Origin of the sequence: Embleya sp. AB8 (assembly GCF_049739465.1) — a bacterium.
Lineage (GTDB): Bacteria > Actinomycetota > Actinomycetes > Streptomycetales > Streptomycetaceae > Embleya.
In genome coordinates this window covers 1-18,760 of record NZ_JBMHHY010000045.1, presented here as the reverse complement: position 1 = coordinate 18,760, position 18,760 = coordinate 1, and the positions used below count along the sequence as shown (strand labels likewise).

General features: G+C 71.0%; 18 protein-coding genes. 14 read left to right on the top strand and 4 right to left on the bottom strand.

The window, feature by feature from the left end; all coding sequences use genetic code 11:
• The first annotated feature begins 52 nt into the window (after nt 1–52).
• From ABIA38_RS42250 to ABIA38_RS42235, 4 genes are all read left to right on the top strand, one after another.
• Complete coding sequence (locus ABIA38_RS42250) at nt 53–679, top strand: helix-turn-helix domain-containing protein (RefSeq protein ID WP_424644333.1); 627 nt, start codon at nt 53–55, stop codon at nt 677–679.
• A gap of 10 nt (nt 680–689) precedes the next feature.
• Entirely contained in the window at nt 690–812 is a 123-nt protein-coding gene (locus tag ABIA38_RS42245) for a hypothetical protein (protein WP_424644332.1), read from the top strand.
• 91 nt (nt 813–903) lie between these two features.
• Entirely contained in the window at nt 904–1,248 is a 345-nt protein-coding gene (locus ABIA38_RS42240) for a hypothetical protein (protein WP_424644331.1), read from the top strand.
• A 264-nt stretch (nt 1,249–1,512) separates the two neighbouring features.
• Nucleotides 1,513–1,755 (top strand): chaplin, encoded by a 243-nt coding sequence (locus ABIA38_RS42235; RefSeq protein ID WP_424644373.1) that lies wholly within the window; start codon nt 1,513–1,515, stop codon nt 1,753–1,755.
• 524 nt (nt 1,756–2,279) lie between these two features.
• Here the strand turns inward: ABIA38_RS42235 and ABIA38_RS42230 are convergent.
• Nucleotides 2,280–3,050 (bottom strand): SDR family NAD(P)-dependent oxidoreductase, encoded by a 771-nt coding sequence (locus tag ABIA38_RS42230; RefSeq protein WP_424644330.1) that lies wholly within the window; start codon nt 3,048–3,050, stop codon nt 2,280–2,282.
• 257 nt (nt 3,051–3,307) lie between these two features.
• Between ABIA38_RS42230 and ABIA38_RS42225 the strand changes: the two genes are divergently transcribed.
• Complete coding sequence (locus ABIA38_RS42225; protein WP_424644329.1) at nt 3,308–3,763, top strand: Asp23/Gls24 family envelope stress response protein; 456 nt, start codon at nt 3,308–3,310, stop codon at nt 3,761–3,763.
• Nucleotides 3,764–3,847: 84 nt separating this feature from the next.
• On the opposite strand, the gene ABIA38_RS42220 is transcribed toward ABIA38_RS42225, so the two are convergent.
• Nucleotides 3,848–4,900 (bottom strand): hypothetical protein, encoded by a 1,053-nt coding sequence (locus ABIA38_RS42220; RefSeq protein WP_424644328.1) that lies wholly within the window; start codon nt 4,898–4,900, stop codon nt 3,848–3,850.
• 199 nt (nt 4,901–5,099) lie between these two features.
• Between ABIA38_RS42220 and ABIA38_RS42215 the strand changes: the two genes are divergently transcribed.
• From ABIA38_RS42215 to add, 6 genes are all read left to right on the top strand, one after another.
• The gene (locus ABIA38_RS42215) at nt 5,100–5,984 is read left to right on the top strand and encodes a menaquinone biosynthetic enzyme MqnA/MqnD family protein (RefSeq protein WP_424644327.1); all 885 of its coding nucleotides are present in this window, start codon (nt 5,100–5,102) and stop codon (nt 5,982–5,984) included.
• Nucleotides 5,985–6,066: 82 nt separating this feature from the next.
• Nucleotides 6,067–7,257: a cyclic dehypoxanthinyl futalosine synthase gene (gene mqnC / locus ABIA38_RS42210; protein WP_424644326.1), complete on the top strand. Its 1,191-nt coding sequence runs from the start codon at nt 6,067–6,069 to the stop codon at nt 7,255–7,257.
• A gap of 23 nt (nt 7,258–7,280) precedes the next feature.
• Nucleotides 7,281–8,525 carry an amidohydrolase family protein gene (locus ABIA38_RS42205; RefSeq protein ID WP_424644325.1) on the top strand — a complete coding sequence of 415 codons (1,245 nt, stop codon included), beginning with the start codon at nt 7,281–7,283 and terminating at the stop codon, nt 8,523–8,525.
• 213 nt (nt 8,526–8,738) lie between these two features.
• Nucleotides 8,739–9,437, top strand: a complete 699-nt coding sequence (locus ABIA38_RS42200) for a demethylmenaquinone methyltransferase (RefSeq protein WP_424644324.1) — start codon at nt 8,739–8,741, stop codon at nt 9,435–9,437.
• A gap of 119 nt (nt 9,438–9,556) precedes the next feature.
• Nucleotides 9,557–10,867 (top strand): geranylgeranyl reductase family protein, encoded by a 1,311-nt coding sequence (locus tag ABIA38_RS42195; protein WP_424644323.1) that lies wholly within the window; start codon nt 9,557–9,559, stop codon nt 10,865–10,867.
• Nucleotides 10,868–11,004: 137 nt separating this feature from the next.
• On the top strand, nt 11,005–12,030 hold the full coding sequence (gene add / locus ABIA38_RS42190; protein WP_424644322.1) for an adenosine deaminase: 1,026 nt from the start codon (nt 11,005–11,007) through the stop codon (nt 12,028–12,030).
• A gap of 125 nt (nt 12,031–12,155) precedes the next feature.
• Here add and ABIA38_RS42185 read toward each other — a convergent pair whose 3' ends face one another.
• Both ABIA38_RS42185 and ABIA38_RS42180 read right to left on the bottom strand, forming a co-directional pair.
• The gene (locus tag ABIA38_RS42185) at nt 12,156–13,328 is read right to left on the bottom strand and encodes a hypothetical protein (protein ID WP_424644321.1); all 1,173 of its coding nucleotides are present in this window, start codon (nt 13,326–13,328) and stop codon (nt 12,156–12,158) included.
• A complete protein-coding gene (locus tag ABIA38_RS42180) occupies nt 13,325–13,903 on the bottom strand; it encodes a SigE family RNA polymerase sigma factor (protein WP_424644320.1) in 579 nt (192 codons plus the stop codon). The genes ABIA38_RS42185 and ABIA38_RS42180 overlap by 4 nt, the downstream gene beginning before the upstream one ends.
• 186 nt (nt 13,904–14,089) lie before the next feature.
• Here ABIA38_RS42180 and ABIA38_RS42175 point away from each other — a divergent pair, with 186 nt between their 5' ends.
• The 3 genes from ABIA38_RS42175 (at nt 14,090) to ABIA38_RS42165 (ending at nt 18,509) form a co-directional block, all read left to right on the top strand.
• Nucleotides 14,090–14,413 carry a PadR family transcriptional regulator gene (locus ABIA38_RS42175; protein WP_078975830.1) on the top strand — a complete coding sequence of 108 codons (324 nt, stop codon included), beginning with the start codon at nt 14,090–14,092 and terminating at the stop codon, nt 14,411–14,413.
• Nucleotides 14,410–15,852, top strand: a complete 1,443-nt coding sequence (locus ABIA38_RS42170; RefSeq protein ID WP_424644319.1) for a hypothetical protein — start codon at nt 14,410–14,412, stop codon at nt 15,850–15,852. Before ABIA38_RS42175 ends, ABIA38_RS42170 begins: the two co-directional genes overlap by 4 nt.
• A gap of 434 nt (nt 15,853–16,286) precedes the next feature.
• A complete protein-coding gene (locus ABIA38_RS42165; RefSeq protein ID WP_424644318.1) occupies nt 16,287–18,509 on the top strand; it encodes a BTAD domain-containing putative transcriptional regulator in 2,223 nt (740 codons plus the stop codon).
• Nucleotides 18,510–18,760: the final 251 nt, after the last annotated feature.

The following is an 18,760-nucleotide window of genomic DNA, read 5'->3' as shown; positions in this document are numbered from 1 at the left end:
CTCTGAGGCAAGTTAATTGCCTTGGTGGTCAGTGCGTGCCTAGCCTCGAGACATGGTCGCTTCCCCAAGCTACGACACCGATGGACTGGAACCGGCAGCAGAGCCGGTACCGACCGGGCTCGGTGAACGATTGCGCGCGGCCCGGAAGGCCAACGGGTTCAAGCTGGACGAGGCCGCGCAGCTGACCAGGCTGTCCGTCGCCTATCTCTCCCGGCTCGAACGTGAGCACCGGCAGCCGTCGCTGCCCGCGCTGCTCACCCTGGCCCGGGTCTACAACACCACCGTCTCCGAACTGCTCGGCGAGGACGCCGCGGTGGCCGAGCCGGTGGTCCGGGCCCGGGCGGCGGAGCCGGTCGAGGCGCACGGGTGGACGTACTGGCGCGTGGGCAGCCCGCGCCGCGGCATGCAGGCGCTGCGGGTTCGGGTGCCGGCCGGGCGGGCGGACGGGCCCGGGCGGGTGCATCCGGGCGAGGAGTGGCTGTACGTACTGAGTGGGCAGTTGCGGCTGACCTTGGACGGGGCCACCCATCTGCTCGCGCCGGGTGATGTCGCGCACTTCGATTCGGGGCTCGCGCATCGGATGGAATCGGCCGACGCGTATCTGCCCGTCGAGTTCCTGATGGTCCATGCGGCGCCCGCGCTGGTCGCGTTCTCGCCGTGCCTTCCCGCGCATGTCTGAGGAGTTCGCCATGATCGAGAGCGAGAAGAGCCGGGCGACCGGGATGTGGATCCGGATCGCCATCTACATCCTCGGATTCTCCGTGGTGTTCGGGGCGTTGATGTTCACCGCGGTGACGTACGGGCACCGCTGAGGGTGCGGCCGGGCGGGCGTCCGGGGGTGCGGGTGGGTGCGCGGCGCGTCTGCGTGCGGGCGGTCGGGCGTGGGCCCGTAGGCTCGCGCCCATGGACAACGCGACTTCCTCCGCCTCCGATTCCGCGACCCGTTACATCCGGCTCAATCTTGAAATCGTGCTCGAGGTCACCGACGCCGACGCGCTGCGGGCCGCCGCGCTGGACAGCGTCAAGGCGGACGAGGAGCTGTCGCCCGGGGACCGGGCCGACGCGACCGCCGCGATCGAGAGCGACCTGGCCGAGTCGGTGTCGTACCTGATCGACCCGTTCAGCCTGGTCGAGGACATCGCCGGCACCGAACTGAGCGAGGCCGGCTGGCAGTCCGAGGGTGCGGAGTATCTGCCCGAGGATGATGACGAGGACGAGGCCGGCACGGGCGCCGGCTCCGGCGTCTGAGGTTTTTCGACACCCGTTTTCTTTTTCCCGCGCCCCGTGAAGCGAATTCCGCTTCACGGGGCGCCGACGGTTTCGGGGGCGGGCCGGTGCTGGGTCGGTTGCTCCGGGGTGCGCCGGTGCGTGCCGTGGGCGTACGGCGCAAGCACTTGCCCTCGTAGGGGTGAATCGGCGACCAACCCCATGGTGGGGCGTTGCCCATCGGTGTGGGCTTCGTTGTCCCACGTGCCGCATCCGTTCGTGCGGCACTGTGACATGGAGGAAGTTATGAACACGGTCAAGAAGGCGGTCGTCATCACCGCCGCCGCCGGTGGCATTCTCGCCGCGGGCATGGGTGCCGCCAACGCCAGCTCCGAGGCGGGCGGCGCGGCCGTCGGGTCGCCGGGTGTGGTGTCGGGCAACAACATCCAGATTCCGGTGCACGTTCCGGTGAACCTGTGTGGCAACAGCATCGACGTGGTCGGCCTGATCAACCCGACGTTCGGGAACGTCTGCATCAACGGCGGCTGACGTCGGTCACACCTGCGGTGGGCGCCGTACGGGGCATCCGGCCCCGGGACGGCGCCCTTGCGTTTTGGCCTCACGCGCGGGCCGGGCCACTTGGCCTCATGCGCGGGCCAGGCTAGTTGGCCTCATGCGCCGGGCCGGGCTACTTGGCCTCAAACGCCGGCCGGGCTGGTCGCCTCAAGCGCCGGCGGGGCTATTTGGCCTCAAACGCCGGCCGGGCTGGGTGTGTGTGCGGCTGACTTTGGGTGTTGGTTGCGTCGGGTTGGCCTCAAGCGCCGGCCGGGCTGAGTGGCCTCAAACGCCGGCCGGGCTGAATTGGTGCCGGTTGGCTGATGGTGCGCCGGTCGGGCTGAATAGCCCGGCCGGCGTTTGAGGCCAGAGAGCCGGGCCGGCGGGTGAGGCCAAAGAGCCTGGCCGGCGTTTGAGGCCAAGTAGCCTCGCCGGCGCTTGAGGCGACCAGCCCGGCCGGCGCCTGAGGCCAAGTAGCCCGGCCGGCGCGTGAGGCCAAAAAAGGCTCGGCCCGCCGCTCAGGCGTGTGTGCCGCCGTCTATTCGCAACGACGTGCCCGTGACGAACTTGCCGTCGTCGGAGGCGAGTGCGGCGATCATGCCGGCGATGACGTCGGGGGAGGCCATGCCTTCGCCGATGATCGGCATCAGCTTCGCGAAGAGTTCCCAGTCGGCGTCTTCGGGGACCTGGTTGGGGGTGTCGTCGACGATGCCGCTGGAGATGCTGCCGGGGGCCACGTTGACCGCGCGCAGGCCCTGGCGGCTGTACTCGAGGGCGATGGCGTGGGTGAACGCGTCGATCGCGCCCTTGCTCGCGGCGTAGGCCGCCATGTACGGGTGGGCGAAACTGGCCGAGGTCGAGCTGAAGTTGATGATCACGCCGTTGCCGGTCTCCAGGAGCGGGGGCAGCGCGGCGCGGGTCATCAGGAACGTGCCCGTCAGGTTGACGGTGATGATCCGGTTCCACGTTTCGAGCGGGAAGGTGTGGGTGTGGCCGGCTCGTAGGATGCCGGCCGCGTTGACCAACACGTCCAGGCCGCCCAGGCGTTCGATGATATCGGCCACGCCGGCGCCGACCGCCGCCTCGTCGGAGACGTCGAGCACCGCCGTGCTCAGCCGCGCGTCCAGGCCCTGCTCCGCCGCCATCGCGCGGGTCTTGTCCAGCCCGTCGGCGTTGACGTCCGCCGCGTGTACCGTGCCCGCCTCGCGCAGCAGCCGCAGCACCGTGGCCTGGCCGATGCCCGAGCCGCCACCGGTGACGATGATGCGCCGATCCTGGAACCGCTCCACAGTGTTTCTCCTTGGACGGGGTGGGGTGTGGGGTTATGGGGTGTGGGTGTGCGGGTCCCATCACAGGCGGGTTCGCGTTGCGGAGCAAGGCTACTGAACGGTTGGCCGGACGTGAAATGAAACATGTTCCAGTTGGTTGCCGGAGCCGATCGGATTAATTCATCCGGATTGCGTGAGGATTCGACCGGGAAGGGGTCACACCTCATGTGCGGGGAGCCCCCACCTCGCACGAACCGGCGAAAGACGAGGTTCCAGCCATGGCAGACACGCAGCGGCCCGAGCGACAGCCGACCGGTTCCGGACATCTCACGGAAGTGACCGCACTGGCCACCGACCGGGGGCGGACCTCGATCGCGGACGGTGTGGTGGCCAAGGTGGCCGGGCTCGCCGCACGCGAGATTCCCGGGGTGTACGCGCTCGGCAGCGGCGTCTCGCGGGCCTTCGCGGCGATGCGCAAGGCGGTCCCGGGTGGTCGCCCGGACGTGGGGCGCGGGGTCTCCGTCGAGGTCGGCGAGAAGCAGTGCGCGGTCGATCTGAGTCTGGTGGTCGAGTACGGCGCGCCGATTGCCGAGGTCGCGGCGGCGGTGCGCGAGCACGTGATCGAGGCGATCGAGCGGATGACCGGGCTCGAGGTGGTCGAGGTGGACATCTCCGTGGACGACATCCACATCGAGCAGGAGGACGACGACTCGTCCTCGCGCAATCTGGAGTGAGTACGCGGTGGGACGCGTGAGGGCGGGACCGATCGCACCGGTCCCGCCCTTTTCGCGTCGGGCCTCCCCTTTCGGGTGTGCCGGTCAGCGCCGCCGGGCGCCCACGGTCAGGCCCAGGGCACCGACCACGACCGCGACGATCGACGACACCAGGACCCACCACGCCATCGTGGTCAGCGAGTCGGTGAACACGTTGTAGACGGCCTCGATGCCGTCCCGGTTGATCGTGTTGCGGGTGGCCAGGTCGTCGGCGACCGGGCCGCTCGCGGCGTTGAGCAGGATCAACAGCAGGCCGCTGGTCAGGAACAGGCCGACACCGGTCATCACCAGCGCGCGGAAGCGGTTCACCGCCACGGCCAGGCCGACCACCAGGAGCGCGAGGGTCAGGATCGGCAACCACTGGCTCGCACCGTCCAGCTTGCGCAGGGCGTCGCGGTTGTGCGTCGCGTCCGAGCCGTGCGGGAGTTTGGCCAGGTCGATCGGTACGGACGTGGGCAGACCCGACTTGTTGACCGGGATCCCGACCTTCTTCAACTGGGCGACGATCGCGTCCAACGGGCTGGCCAGGTTGATCACGAGCTTGTCGCCGTCGGCGGTGACGTTCTTGCTGGTGCGGCCGAGCAGCGAGTTCAGCACCACGTCGTGTGCGGTGGAGATGCCGTCCTTCCAGACCACCTTGAACGAGGGCTTGTTCATCTCCTCGGTCACCGCGGTCTGCACCACGCCGCGCGGCACCTGGTTGCGGACCTGGTCCGGGAGTCGCCTGAGCACCTCGTCGGTCATCAACCGGGCGACCTCGCTGCGGATCGCCGGCTTGTCGATCAGCGCCACCGCGTTGTCCGTGAAGCCCTGGTCGGAGACCACGTCCGAGCGCAGCCAGAGCGCGGACAGCGCCGGAATCGACAGCAGCACGGCAAGCACCAGGCTCAGCCCCGCGACGGTGCCGCGCAGCGCGCCGAAGGCCGGCCCCGAGGGGCGGCGCGGCGGCGGGCCGTAGTCGCCACCGCCGCCCGGACCACCCGGCTGGTACGGGCTGCCCGGGGCGTAGGGCGGCGGAGCCGGGGTGGACGCATAGGGCGGGGGCGGGGGCGGGTAGCCGCCGCCCTGGCCGGGATACGAGCCCGGGGACGAGTGCATCGCGCTTCCTCCGTCGTCGGTGGTCGGACCGCCGTGACATCGGCCCGGCATTCGAGAATCTCACCCACGCGCCGCCGGCACTGCCGTACGCCCGGTGTTGTACCTGTTCGGTGACACCCGAGGGTGGCGCCGCTCGGGGGTGGTGGCACCCGGCCGGGTCGGTACGGGCGATCCGCGGACCCGGGCATAGCCTGCGTGGATGGACAGTGTGGACAACGCACCGCAAGCCGGCCGCCGGCGACCCCGGGTGGGCCATATCCAGTACCTGAACTGCCTGCCCATCTACTGGGGGCTGGCTCGGACGGGATCGCTGGTGGATCTGGATCTGACCAAGGACACGCCGGACAACCTCAACGACGCGCTGGTGCGCGGCGATCTCGACATCGCGCCGATCAGCGTGGTCGAGTACCTGCGGCACGCCGAGGACCTGGTCGTGCTCCCGGACATCGCGGTGGGCGCCGACGGGCCGGTGATGTCGGTGATGTTGATCAGCCAGGTGCCGATCGAGCAGCTCGACGGGGCGCGGGTCGCGCTCGGCTCGCAGAGTCGGACCGGGGTGCGGTTGGCCCGCCTGCTCCTGGAGGAGAAGTACGGCGTGCGGCCGAAGTTCTTCACCTCCGCGCCCGACCTGGGGCTGATGATGCAGGAGGCGGACGCCGCGGTGGTGATCGGCGACGTCGCGCTGCGTGCGACGCTCTACGACGCGCCGCGGCTCGGCCTGCTGGTCTACGACCTGGCGAAGGAGTGGAAGGACTGGACCGGGCTGCCGTTCGTATTCGCGGTGTGGGCCGCGCGGCGCGACTTCCTGGCCGCGCATCCGGCCGAGGTGCACGCGGTGCACCAGGCCTTCCTGGACTCGCGCGACCTGTGCATGCGCGAGGTGGACAAGGTGTGCGAGCACGTGGCCCGGTGGGAGGCGTTCGACGCGGCCACCCTGGAGCGCTACTACACCGAGGCGCTGGACTACTCGCTCGGCGCGCGACACCTGGCGGGGATGGCCGAGTTCGCCCGGCGTACGGCGCACGACACCGGCTATCGGGCCGACGTACGGGTGCGGCTGCTCGACGCGCCGTCGACCGCGTGAGCGCGCCGGATAGGCTCGTTCACCGGCATTTGTGCCACGCCCGCTCGCTCCACTCGTATTCGTTCCCTGCGGAGGCTTCCCCGTGATCAGCGATCTCCAGCCGGTCCTGGACCGGGCCGCCGACGGTGGGCGGATCACGCCCGACGAGGCGCTCGCCCTCTACGTCCACGCGCCGCTGCACGCGCTCGGCCGGGCCGCCGACGCGGCTCGACGCAAGCGCTACGCGGACACCGTCGACATCGCGACGTACATCATCGAGCGCAACATCAACTACACGAACGTGTGCGTCACCGCGTGCAAGTTCTGCGCCTTCTACGCTCCGCCCAAGAGCGAGAAGGGCTGGGTCCGGGAGATCGACGACATCCTGCGCCGGTGCGCGGAGACGGTCGAACTCGGCGGTACGCAGATCATGTTCCAGGGCGGGCACCACCCGGACTTCGGCGTCGAGTACTACGAGCGTTCGTTCGCCGCGATCAAGGCCGAGTTCCCGCAGCTGGTGATCCATTCGCTCGGCGCGTCCGAGGTCGCGCACATGGCCAAGGTCTCCGGGGTGGGCATCGAGGAGGCCATCGCGCGGATCCACGCGGCGGGCCTGGACTCGTTCGCGGGGGCCGGCGCCGAGCTGCTGCCCGAGCGTCCGCGCAAGGCGATCGCGCCGCTGAAGGAGTCGGGCGAGCGCTGGCTGGAGATCATGGAGACCGCGCACGGCCTCGGCGTGGAGTCCACCTCGACGATGCTGATGGGCACCGGCGAGACCAACGCCGAGCGGATCGAGCACCTGCGGATGATCCGCGACGTGCAGGACCGCACCGGCGGCTTCCGGGCCTTCATCCCGTACACCTACCAGCCGGAGAACAACCACCTGAAGGGGCAGACCCAGGCCACGCTGCTGGAATACCTGCGGCTGATCGCGGTGGCCCGACTGTTCCTGCACAACGTCGCGCACATCCAGGGCTCGTGGCTGACCACGGGCAAGGAGGCCGGCCAGCTCACCCTGCACTACGGCGCGGACGACCTGGGTTCGGTGATGCTGGAGGAGAACGTGGTCTCCTCGGCGGGCGCCAAACACCGCTCGAACCGGATGGAACTGCTGCATCTGATCCGCGCCGCCGGCCGCATCCCCGCACAGCGCGACACCACCTATAACCACCTGGTGATCCACGACGACCCGGCGAACGACCCGGTCGACGACAAGGTGATCTCGCACTTCTCCTCCACCGCCCTCGAAGGCGGCACCGCCCGCAAGCAACTCAAGGTCGTCGACGCGCGCTGAAACCGGCTTGGGATGATGGGCGTATGTCGTTGACCCTGCATGTTGCGCCCGTTGTCCTGCCCATGGCCGGTGTGGAGCCCATCCGCGACGGGGCCGTGCTCGTGGCAGACGGGCGGGTTGTCGCGGTGGGCTCTCGCCGGGAGTTGGCGTCGGCGGGGGCGCGGGAGCGGGTTTGGGGAGGGGTGCTCACCCCGGGCCTGGTGAATGCGCACGCGCATCTGCAGTACACGGACTTCGGGGATCTGGCGTTTTCCGGGCTGGCGTTTCCGGAGTGGATTCGGGTGCTGACCGCGCGGCGGGCGGACTTCTCCGAGGTGATGTGGCAGGAGAGTGCCCGGCGCGGGGTGCATCACATGTTGCGGTCGGGGACGACGGCGGCGGCCGATGTGGTCACCGATCCCTGCGTGTTGGTCCCGGTGGGGCGGTCGGGGCTGCGCGGGATCAGCTATGTCGAGGTGATCGCGGACGACGCGATGTGGGCGGGCGGGCGGCGCGCGGCCTTCCTGGACACGTTGGACGGGGCGAGCGGTGGGCGGGAGTTGGGAGTGTCCCCGCACACCCCGTTCACGGTCGGCACGGGCGTGTTCAAGGAGTGTGTGGCGATCGCGCGCGAGCGCGGGTTGCGACTGCACCCGCACCTGGCGGAGACCGCGCACGAGGCCGAGTTCGTCCGGCACGGCACCGGGCGGTTCGCCGAGGTGAGCCGGGCCATCGGGATGGCGCTCGAACTGCTCGACGGGGGCAGTGGCGGCGGCCCGGGGGCCTACCTGGACGGCTTCGACGGACTGGGGCCGGACGTCCACGTCGCGCACGGGGTGCATTTGGACGCCGGGGATCGGGCGTTGTTGCGCGAGCGGGGTACGGCGGTGGCGTTGTGCGTGCGCTCCAACACGATCCTGGCCGCGGGTGAGCCGCCGGTGGCCGACTATCTGAGCGAGGGCGCGCCGATCGCGCTCGGTACCGACTCGCTGGCCTCTTCCCCGTCGCTCGACCTGTGGGAGGAGGCGGCGGCGGTCCGGGAGCTGGCGGTGCGTCAGGGGTATCGGGCGGACGACCTGGACCGGCGTCTGGTCGAGGCGGTCACGGTCGGCGGCGCGGCGACGATGGGCGGCCTGGCCGGCGCGGGCACCCTGCGGCCGGGCGGGCTCGCCGACCTCGCGGTGTTCGACGTACCGACGGAGGGTGATCCGTACGCGGCACTGGTGGCGCACGGCGCGGGGTCGTGCGTGGCCACCGTGCTGGGCGGGCGGCTCGTGCATCGGCGCTGAGCGGGTGGGCGGCGGCGGTTCGCCGGTGGTTCGGCGGCGATCGCGGCGGCGGGCGGTGGCCGCACGGGCGCTCGTGGCGATACCGGCGGGTGGTGACCCGGGTGGGCACCGGTTCGTCGCGAAGCCGCGCGGGCCGCACGTCGTACCCGGCCCGTCGGTGCGCCGCGTGGCCCCACGGCACGGACGCGGGTCCGGGCACGAGATGATGGCCCGGTGACCCGAGCCTCCCTCGACAAGCAACCGCGTGAAGTCGCGTCGATGTTCGACGCGGTCGCGGCGCGCTACGACCTGACCAACACCGTGTTGTCCATGGGCCAGGACCGCTCCTGGCGCAAAGCGGTGGCCCGCGCCGTGGATGCCCGGCCGGGGGAGCGTGTGCTCGACCTGGCGGCCGGCACCGGTACCTCCTCGCTGCCGTTCCGGGACGCAGGTGCCCACGTGGTGCCGTGCGACTTCTCCGTCGGCATGCTGCGCGAGGGCAAGCGCAAGCACCCCGAACTGCCGTTCACCGCGGGCGACGCGACCCGGCTCCCGTTCAAGGACGCCACGTTCGACGCGGTGACCATCTCGTTCGGGCTGCGCAACGTCGAGGACACCGAGGGCGCGCTGCGCGAGATGTTGCGGGTGACCCGGCCGGGTGGGCGGCTGGTGGTGTGCGAGTTCAGCCGGCCCACCTGGCAGCCGTTCGAGACGGTCTACGTGGAATACCTGATGCGCGCCCTGCCGTCGGTGGCCACCGCGATCAGCAGCAACCCGGATGCCTACGTCTACCTGGCCGAGTCGATCCGCGCCTGGCCCGACCAGGCCGGTCTGGCCGCGCTGGTGCGCGCGGCCGGCTGGGCGCGGCCGGCCTGGCGCAACCTCACCGGCGGCGTGGTCGCGCTGCACCGGGGCTTCCGCCCGACCGGGTGACCGGTGACCCGGATGACCGGGTGACCACGGGCCGGGTCCCGACCCGCTCCTCATAGACTTGTCCGGCCGGAACCGTCCCGGTTTCGGCACTGCCGCAGAGACTTCCAGGGGAGTCGTCCGTGACCGACCCAGCGCCCGTGACAACCACCAAGCGCGCCGACTCGACGCATGAGGCCGACGTCATCGTGGTCGGGGCCGGCCCGGCCGGATCGACCACGGCGTATCACCTGGCCAAGTCCGGCGTGAGCGTGATCCTGCTGGAGAAGACCGCGTTCCCCCGGGAGAAGGTCTGCGGCGACGGGCTCACCCCGCGCGCCACCAAGCAGCTGATCGCGATGGGCGTGGACACCTCGGTCGAGGCCGGCTGGTTGCCCAACAAGGGCCTGCGCATCCTCGGCGGCGGCATGCGGCTGGAACTGGACTGGCCGGACCTGGCCAGCTACCCGGCGCACGGCCTGGTCCGCAAGCGGGCCGACTTCGACGAGATCCTGGCCCGCCAGGCCGTCTCCGCCGGCGCGAAGTTGTACGAGCGGGCCAACGTCACCGGCCCGATCCTGGACGACCGCACCGGCCGGATCGTCGGCGTCAACGCTCGGATGAACGGCTCGAAGGAGGAGACCGTCTTCCGTGCGCCGATCGTGGTGGCCGCGGATGGGAACTCCACTCGGCTGTCGTTGGCGATGGGCCTGCACCGGCGCGAGGACCGCCCGATGGGCGTCGCGGTGCGCACCTACTTCAAGTCCCCGCGCAGCGACGACGACTACCTGGAGTCGTGGCTGGAGCTGTGGGACCGGCGAGCGGGGCAGGAGAAGCTGCTGCCCGGCTACGGCTGGGTGTTCGGCATGGGCGACGGCACCTCCAACGTGGGCCTGGGCCTGCTGAACACCTCCGCCGCGTTCAAGGACATCGACTACCGCGACCTGCTCAAGGGCTGGGTCGCGGGGATGCCCGAGGAGTGGGGCTACACCGACGAGAACCAGGAGGGCCCGATCCGCGGCGCCGCCCTCCCGATGGGCTTCAACCGCCAACCGCACTACACCAAGGGCCTGTTGCTGGTCGGCGACGCGGGCGGGATGGTCAACCCGTTCAACGGCGAGGGCATCGCGTACGCGATGGAGTCCGGCGAGATCGCCGCCCAGGTGATCACCCAGGCGGTGGCCCGACTCACCCCCGAGGGCCGCGAGCGCGCGCTGCACGACTATCCGCGGATCCTCAAGCAGACCTACGGTGGCTACTACACGTTGGGTCGCGTGTTCGTGAAGCTGATCGGCGACCCGCGCGTGATGAACTTCGCGACCAAGCACGGCCTGCCCCACCCCATGCTGATGAGGTTCGTGCTGAAGATGCTGGCCAACCTGACCGACCCGCGCGGCGGGGACGCGATGGACCGGATCATCAACGGCATGGTCCGGATCGCACCTGCCGCGTAACGTGCGCCGGCCGCGTAACGCGCACCCGCCGCGTAACGTGCACCTGCCGTGTAACGTGCACCGACCGCGTGACCCTCGGCGGTGGTGGTGTGCTTGGCTCGGTCGCACACCACCACCGAATCCGGAGGACTACATCCATGCAAGACGCCCGCGACATGCGCGACTTCATCGCCGGCCTGCCCAAGTGCGAGCTGCATCTGCACATCGAGGGCACGCTGGAGCCCGAGCTGAAGTTCGCGCTGGCCGAGCGCAACGGGATCGAGCTGCCCTACGCCTCGGTCGAGGAGATGCGCGCCTCGTACCGGTTCGACAGTCTCGCGTCCTTTCTGACCGTCTACTACGAGGGCATGCAAGTCCTGGTGCACGAGCCGGACTTCTACGACCTGACGATGGCCTACCTGCGCAAGGCCGCGGCCCAGAACGTGCGTTACGTGGAGATGTTCTTCGACCCGCAGGCGCACACCGGCCGCGGAGTGCCGTTCGACGTGGTCGTGCGCGGGCTCACCCGGGCGATCGGGGACGCCCGGCGCGAACTGGGCATCCGGGCCCAGTTGATCATGTGCTTCCTGCGCGACTTCCAGGCCGAGTACGCGATGGCCACCCTCGTGCAGTCGCTGGCGTACCGCGAGTGGATCGTGGGGATCGGCCTCGACTCGGACGAACGCGGCAACCCGCCGGCCAAGTTCGCCGCCGTGTACGCGCGGGCCCGGGCCGAGGGCTACCGGCTCACCATGCACTGCGACGTCGACCAGGAGAACAGCGTCGAGCACATCCGCCAGGCGATCGAGGACATCGGCGTGGACCGGATCGACCACGGCTCCAACGCACTGGAGGACCCGAAACTGGTCGCGGCGATCAAGGAGCGCGGCCTCGGGCTGACGGTGTGCCCGGTGTCCAACTCCTTCGTGGTGGACGGGATCAAGGAGCGGGAGATCCGGCAACTCCTCGACGAGGGCGTCCTGGTCACCATCAACTCGGACGACCCGGCCTACATGGACGCCTACGTCCTGGAGAACCTGGAGCGCACCCAGGCCGTGCTCGGGCTGAGCAAGGCGGAGGTGGCCCGGTTCGAGTACAACGCGTTCGCGATCGCGTGGCTGCCGGAGGACGTGAAGGATGGGTACGTCGCCGAGCTGGATGCGTGGGTGGCGGCGGCGGGGTGAGTTGATTGCCGGGAACGGCCGGAACTCCCGTGTGCGGCAGGGGAGTTCCGGCCGTCGGGGTGGTGCTGTGCTGCTGTGCTGCTGTGGTGGTGCGGTGCCGCGGTGCTGTGGTGCTGCGGAGGTGCTCAGGGCAGCGGCGGGACCCATGTGTTCGGGGCCGCGCAGTCACCGAAGGTCATCGACGTGAACATCTTCTCCAGCGTCGATTGGGGCACCACCTTGGTGTCGGCGACGGAGATCACCACCTCGCAACCCTTCACCTTGGCGACCAGGACCGCGCCGCCGTCGGGCACCATCAGGCCGGCGTCGGCCTTCGTGAAGTACCAGGTGTCCTGGCCGGCGAGCACCTTGGGCGGGCCGCTCTGCGCGATGGCGGCGAAGTGGCCGCTGTCGCGGGCCAAGAACTGGAGCCGCAGCGCGCCCGCTTCCGTCAGGCCGCCCAACTCGCTCCGCTTGATCACGGGTTGTGTGGCGGCGCTGAAGACCATTACGGAGTTCGCCTCGCCCGGCGGCCTGTGGGTGAACGAGCCGCCGAAGTCGAGCCGGAGGTTGTCCGGCACGAAGCCGAGCCGGTACGGAGTGGTCGGCGCGGTGGGCTTGAGCCGGACCGCCTCGGCCATGCGCTGCAGGTCGGCACGGTTGCCGGGGCCGAAGCCGAAGCCGAAGCTGGAGACGAGCACCCACGAGCCGGATGCCTCCTGCCAGGCGACCACGGGTTCCCGCTGGTCCAACGGTGTCTGGGACGGCGTGCCGTCGGGGGTGGGGAATCTCGGCCTGGGCGAGGCCGCTTTCGTGGCCGGATCGATCCGGTAGTCGGCGACGTAGCGGGCCGGATGCCCCTGCACGGTGATCGCCTCGCCGGCGTTCAGCGCGGACACGTCGACGTCGGCGGGCGCGTAGACGCCGACGACGCCGCCCGGGCCGAGCTCCGATCGGCCGTCCTCCGTGCGGATGGCCGCGAGTGTGGTGGTGCCGGAGAAGCCCTGCGTGAGGGCGAAGAAGCCGGAGTTGCGATCGACGTCGACGGTCAGGGCCGGCGGCTTGACGGCGGCGGCCGGGGTCTTGCCCGCGGCGGGGCCGGACGTGCTGTTCGGCCCGTCGTCGCCGAGCCGGGCCAGCGTGCCGGGGGCGACGGCACCCACGGTGAGTACGGCGGCCACGCCCACTCCGGCGACGACCAGGCGCCGCCGGCGGATCCGGCGGGCGCCGGTGTACGCGGCCTCGATCATGCCGTCGGCGGTGGGGGCGAGGTGCTCGTGGCGGGCGAGCGTGGCTTCGAGATCTCGAGTGTCGGTCATGCCGGGTCTCCCTGGGTCAGCGAGGGGATTCGGGTCGGGTGGGTGGGTTCGGTCGGGTCGGAGGGTCGGGTTGATTCGGGGGTTTTGGTCGAGTCCCGGGTCATCTCCACGCGCAGCGTCGCCAGGGCCCGGGACGCGTAGCCGCGGACGGTGCCGGGGCGGCAGTTCAGGGTTTCGGCGATCTCGTTGTCGGTGAGCCCCTCGTAGTAGCGCAGGACCAGGACGGCCCGTTGCCGGCGCGGCAGTTCGGTCAGCCGGTGCCACAGGTCCTCGCGCGCCCCCGGGTCGGCGGCGTGGTCCGGCACGCTAGGCGCGCCGCGTCCGTCCAGCGCCTCGTGGGTCAGCGCCACCGTGCGGATCGCCCGGCGCCTGCGCAGGGACAGGAATTCGTTGGTGACCATGGTCCGCACGTAGGCGTCCGGTCGGTCCATGGCGCCGATGCGTTTCCAGCGCACGAGAGCTTTGGTCAGCACGTCCTGGACGATGTCGCGGGCCAACTCCCGATCCCCGCACAGCAGCGCGGCATAGCGCAGCAGGCCGGGCAGGCGAGCCGCCGCGAAGTCCTCGAACCGCATGGTGTTCGTCTCCTTGCTCGAATGCCTCCGCCGGATGCCTCGATCGAAGGCCTCTGCCTCTTGAAACGCGGATGAGGGTCGATCCGCTGCGCAGTTGCCGTGAGTTGTGCGGAGCCCGAGGATCAACGCTTCGAGTACTACTGTGCATTGCGTGGTACCGTGCAACGCACAAGAGCTGGAGGCGTCATGGATCCCAGTCAGTTGCTCAAGGGTGTGCTGGACCTCGCGGTGCTGGCCGTACTGCGCGAGGAGGACGGCTACGGATACGACGTACTGCGCCGGTTGCGTAAGGCCGGCCTGGACGACGTCGGCGACGCGTCGGTCTACGGCACGCTGCGGCGGCTGTACAACGCCGGACTCCTCACCTCCTATGTGGTGGCGAGTGACGAAGGCCCGAACCGTAAGTACTACGCGCTGAACGAGCCCGGCCGGCAGCGGTTCCGGGAGTCCACCGACACGTGGAACTCGTTCGCCCGGACGATGTCGGAACTGGTGGGGGAGACCCGATGAAGGACACCGCACTGCACCCCGTCGCGGCGGACTACCGCGTCGAAGTCGCCCGCATCCTGGGTGATCTGCCCGTCGTCGAGGCGGAGGAGATCCTGGACGACGTCGAGGTGAACCTGACCGAGGTGGTCGGCGAACTCGGCGAGCTCGGCGCCGCGGTCACCTCGGAATCGTTGCGGGCCCGCCTTGGCACCCCGCACGAATACGCCGCCGAACTGCGCGCGGCGGCCGGGTATCCGACGCCGGCGCCGGCCGGTTCGGGTCGCCTGACGCGCTTCGGCAAGGTCGAACTTCTGCTTGTGGGACTGCTGTTGGCGATGGGCGCGACTTTTGTGACCGGCGTCGCGATGGGTTTGGAACAGGACGCGTCCGGGCGCTGGTGGGTCTTTCCGTGCCTGCTGGGCCTGGTGGTCGAGGCGGTGAACGCGCTGTGGCTGCGCGGCCGGGCGCCGGGTCTGCCCGAGGTGGCCGCGCTGTCGATCACCCGTCGTGCGAGGGCCCTCGGGGAGTCCTTGCGCACGGGTCGATGGGCCGAGCCGGTGCGGTTTCTGATCGGGTTGCAGAGCGCGTGGTGGGTGCTGCGGGCGCTGGTCGTGGGGATGTTCGTCTGGGTCCAGCGGGGCGGACTGTGGGAGCCGGTGGGGGCCGGGGCGGTGGCCCTGGTCGGCTCGTTGTGGTTGGCCTCGCGGTCGGCGCGGGATCGCCGACTGCTGTGGGCGGTGTTGCCGGTCAACGCGCTGGTGGTGGGGTTGGCGATCGGGATCGTCGGGTCCGGGCGGCTCGGGCCGTCCGGGCACGGCAACGGCCGGACCGCTCAGGAGAGTTACTCCATAACAAACTCGCCGGTGTACGTCGGCAGCGTCGACGGCCGGGCCGCCGACGGCGGTGGTCTGCTGGGGACGATGGACGGAAAGCGATTGGAGAACGTCTATCCGTTCGACGCACAGGGGCGTCCGCTCACCGGCGTGCTGCTCTTCGACCAGAACGGCAAGCAACTCGGACTGGCCGACGGCGACAACGACCGCGCATGCGGGCTCGGGCCCCAGCAGGAACGGTTGATCCCGAATCGGACCAAGCTGCCGTTCCCGCAGCCGCGCGTGGTGCTCTCCCCGAACGGGACGGCCTGCCGGGTCGAGGAGGGCGCGGCGCCGTTCACCATCGCGATCCCGCTCCAGCCGGGCCAGGCGCCGGGGACGAACCCGCCGGCGAGCGCGGCTCCGCCGGCAGGGGCACCGGCCGGCCAGGGGGTGCCGTCGACGGCACCGTCCGGGGCGGGTTCGGCCGCTCCGGTGAACCCGCCCGGGTCCGTGACGCCGGCGGACCCGAAGGCGGGCGGCCCGAAGGCGGGGGAGTCGGGTGGCGTGACGGGTGGGTCGGGCGGCGTGGCGGGTGGGTCGGGTGCGCCCGCCGCGCCTGGTGCGCCTGCTTCGTCCGGGAGTTGAGGTTCGGGGTGGATGGTGGGTGGAGCAGGTGGGCGCCGGGTCGATTCGCCTCGACCCGCTCCGTCTCGACCCGCTCCGTCTCGACTCGACTCGCCGATGACCGGGAAGAATCGGCCATTCCGATGGATCCGAAGGCGGTGGCGTCAGGCCGCCGCCGGCGGATCCATCGGGCTTGTGTCGTCCGGGAGTTGCCCCTCCGGGCCGGTGCACCGAGGAGTCGGCGGGTGCCGGCCGGAAAGCGTGGCTCGGGTGTGGGCGGCGGTCGGCCCCGGATACGAGTGCGGCCAGTGGCCGGCCAGTGCGCGGCGGGACGATGGCAAGGGCGTTGACCGGGCGGACGGTTGGCGTTCGATCCGGCGTGGGAGAACAACCCGACGGCTTCAGCCCCGGCCGCCGCACGGCCGCTTGTGACGCATCAGTAAGGTCTCTTATCCATGCTGACGTTTCGTGTTCTGGGAGCGCTCGAGGCGTGGGACGGGGACCGGCCGGCGGACCTTCGTGGCCCGCGCCATCGGGCCGTTCTCGCGCGGCTCGTCCTGGCGCGTGGGCACGTGGTACCGGTCGACCGGCTGATCGAGGACCTGTGGCGCGGTGAACAACCGCACCGGGCCCTCGGCTCGGTGCAGACGTTCGTGTCGCACCTGCGCCGTGCGCTCGAACCCGACCGCGCGCCGCGTACGCCCTCGACCGTATTGGTGACCGCGCCGCCGGGCTACGCGTTCCGGGTCGGTACCGACGAGGTCGACGCGTGGCGGTTCGAGGCCCTGGTACATCGGGCCGGCGGGCTGCTCGCGGCCGGCGCCGCCGAGGACGCGCTACGCGAGTTGACCTCGGCTCTCGACCTGTGGCGCGGGCCCGCGTACGCGCAGTTCGCCGACGAGCCGTGGGCCCGGCCCGAGGCCGCCCGACTGGAGGAGTTGCGGTTGGTCGCGGTGGAGCGGCGGGCCGAGGCGGGCCTGGCCATCGGGCAGGCGTCCGGGATCGTGCCGGGCCTGGAGGCGCACGCGGCGGCGCACCCGTTGCGGGAGGAGAGCTGGCGACTGCTGGCGCTGGCGCTGTACCGGTGTGCCCGACAGGGGGACGCGCTCGCGGTGCTGCGCCGGGTACGGACCGCGCTGCGCGAGGAGTTGGGGGTCGAGCCGGGCGCGCGGTTGCAGCGCCTGGAGGCGGACATCCTGGCGCACGCGACCGAGTTGGACGCACCGACGGCGCCGGTGTCGGGCGGGGCGACGGCCGGGGCCTCGGCGAGCGTGGTCGTGGCGCCGGCGCCGGGCGGGCCGGCCGCGGTGCAGGTTGTCGACGAGGCGACGGAGGACGGATTCGTGTCGCGGATGACCACGTTGATCGGCCGGGCCGAGGAGACCGCCACGCTGCTGGGCGCGGCGAAGCGGGCCGACGGACGGCTCGCGGTGGCGCTGGTCAGCGGTGATCCGGGCGAGGGCAAGACCGCGTTGACCGAGCATGTCCGGGAGTTGCTGGCCGCCGAGGGTTGGCGGGCGGCATGGGGGCGCTGCCCGGAGTCCGGTGGCGCGCCGGCCGGGTGGCCGTGGACCCAGATGTTGCGTACGCTCGCCGCGGTCAGTCCCCCGGACGAGGAGACCGCGCGGGTGCTGGCGCCGCTGTTGGCCGATTCGTACATCCCGGTCGGCGATCAGGCCGCGGCGAAGCTGATGTTGCATCAGGCGGTGGTGGGCTATCTGGCCCGGGCCACCGCCGAGACGCCGTGGCTGCTGGTCCTGGACGACGTGCACCGCGCGGACGAGGAGACGTTGGCCCTGCTGTGCCACCTGGCCACCGACCGGGATGCGGCCGGCCGGGTGCTGCTCGTGGTCACCTATCGGCACAACGAGGTGGGCGACCTGCTCGCCGACGCACTCGCCCGGCTCGCGCGTTGTGGCCCGGAACGCATCGAACTCACCGGCCTGGCCCCGGAAGCGGTGGCCGACCTGGTCCGCGGCGCGGTCTCGGCGGCGATCGACGAGGACACGGTCCGGGCGATCGTGGACCGGACGGCGGGCAACCCGTTCTACGTTCTGGAGACGGCTCGGGTACTGGCCGCCGAGGGGGCGCACGCGGCGGTGTCCGAGGTGCCGGTAGGGGTGCGGGACGTCATCCGGCGACACGTCGCGGGGCTGCCGAAGGCCGCGCAGGAGGTGCTCAAGCAGGCGTGCGTACTGGGCCGGGACATCGACGTCGACGTGCTGTTGGCGCAGAGTGGCACGGACGAGGACACGGTGTTGGACGCGGTCGAGTCGGCGCTGTTGACGGGGTTGTTGGTCGAGCCGGACGCGGGTCAGTTGCGGTTCACCCACGCGTTGGTTCGGGACACCCTGTACGAGGACCTCTCCCAGCTGCGCCGAGCCCGGATGCACGCGCGCACGGCCGAGGCGATCGAGGCGGTACGCCCGCGGGACGTCGCGGCGTTGGCCCACCACTACCTGGCCTCGGCCTCGCGGGCGACGGCGGCGAAGGCCACCCACTTCGCGCGACTGGCGGCGCTGGACGCGGAGATCCACTTCGCCTACCGCGAGGCGGCCGAACTGTGGCGCGGCGCGCTGGTGGCCTTCGAACGCTCGGGGGCGACGGACGAGGCGGTCCGACGGGAACTGACGGCGGGCGCGGAACGATCGTTGGCCCAGTCGGGGGACCACACGTAGGCACGGGGTGGGGGCGGCGGTCGCGTTGCTTGTTTGGTGCGTGGCGGTTGCTGACTTGGACGGCTTGGCTGGGTCGTGGTCGGGGGCGGTTGGCCGCTTGGCGTCGTGGGTTGGGCTGGTGGCGTGGTGGCCCTGGGTCCGTTCGGCGGGGCTGGCTCGTGGGGGTGGCCGCCGTCTCGTCGTTGCTCGTCCCCTCCGGGGCCGGGGTTTTTGCTTGGTGCTTCGCATCCGTTGTTGCCCGTCCACTACGT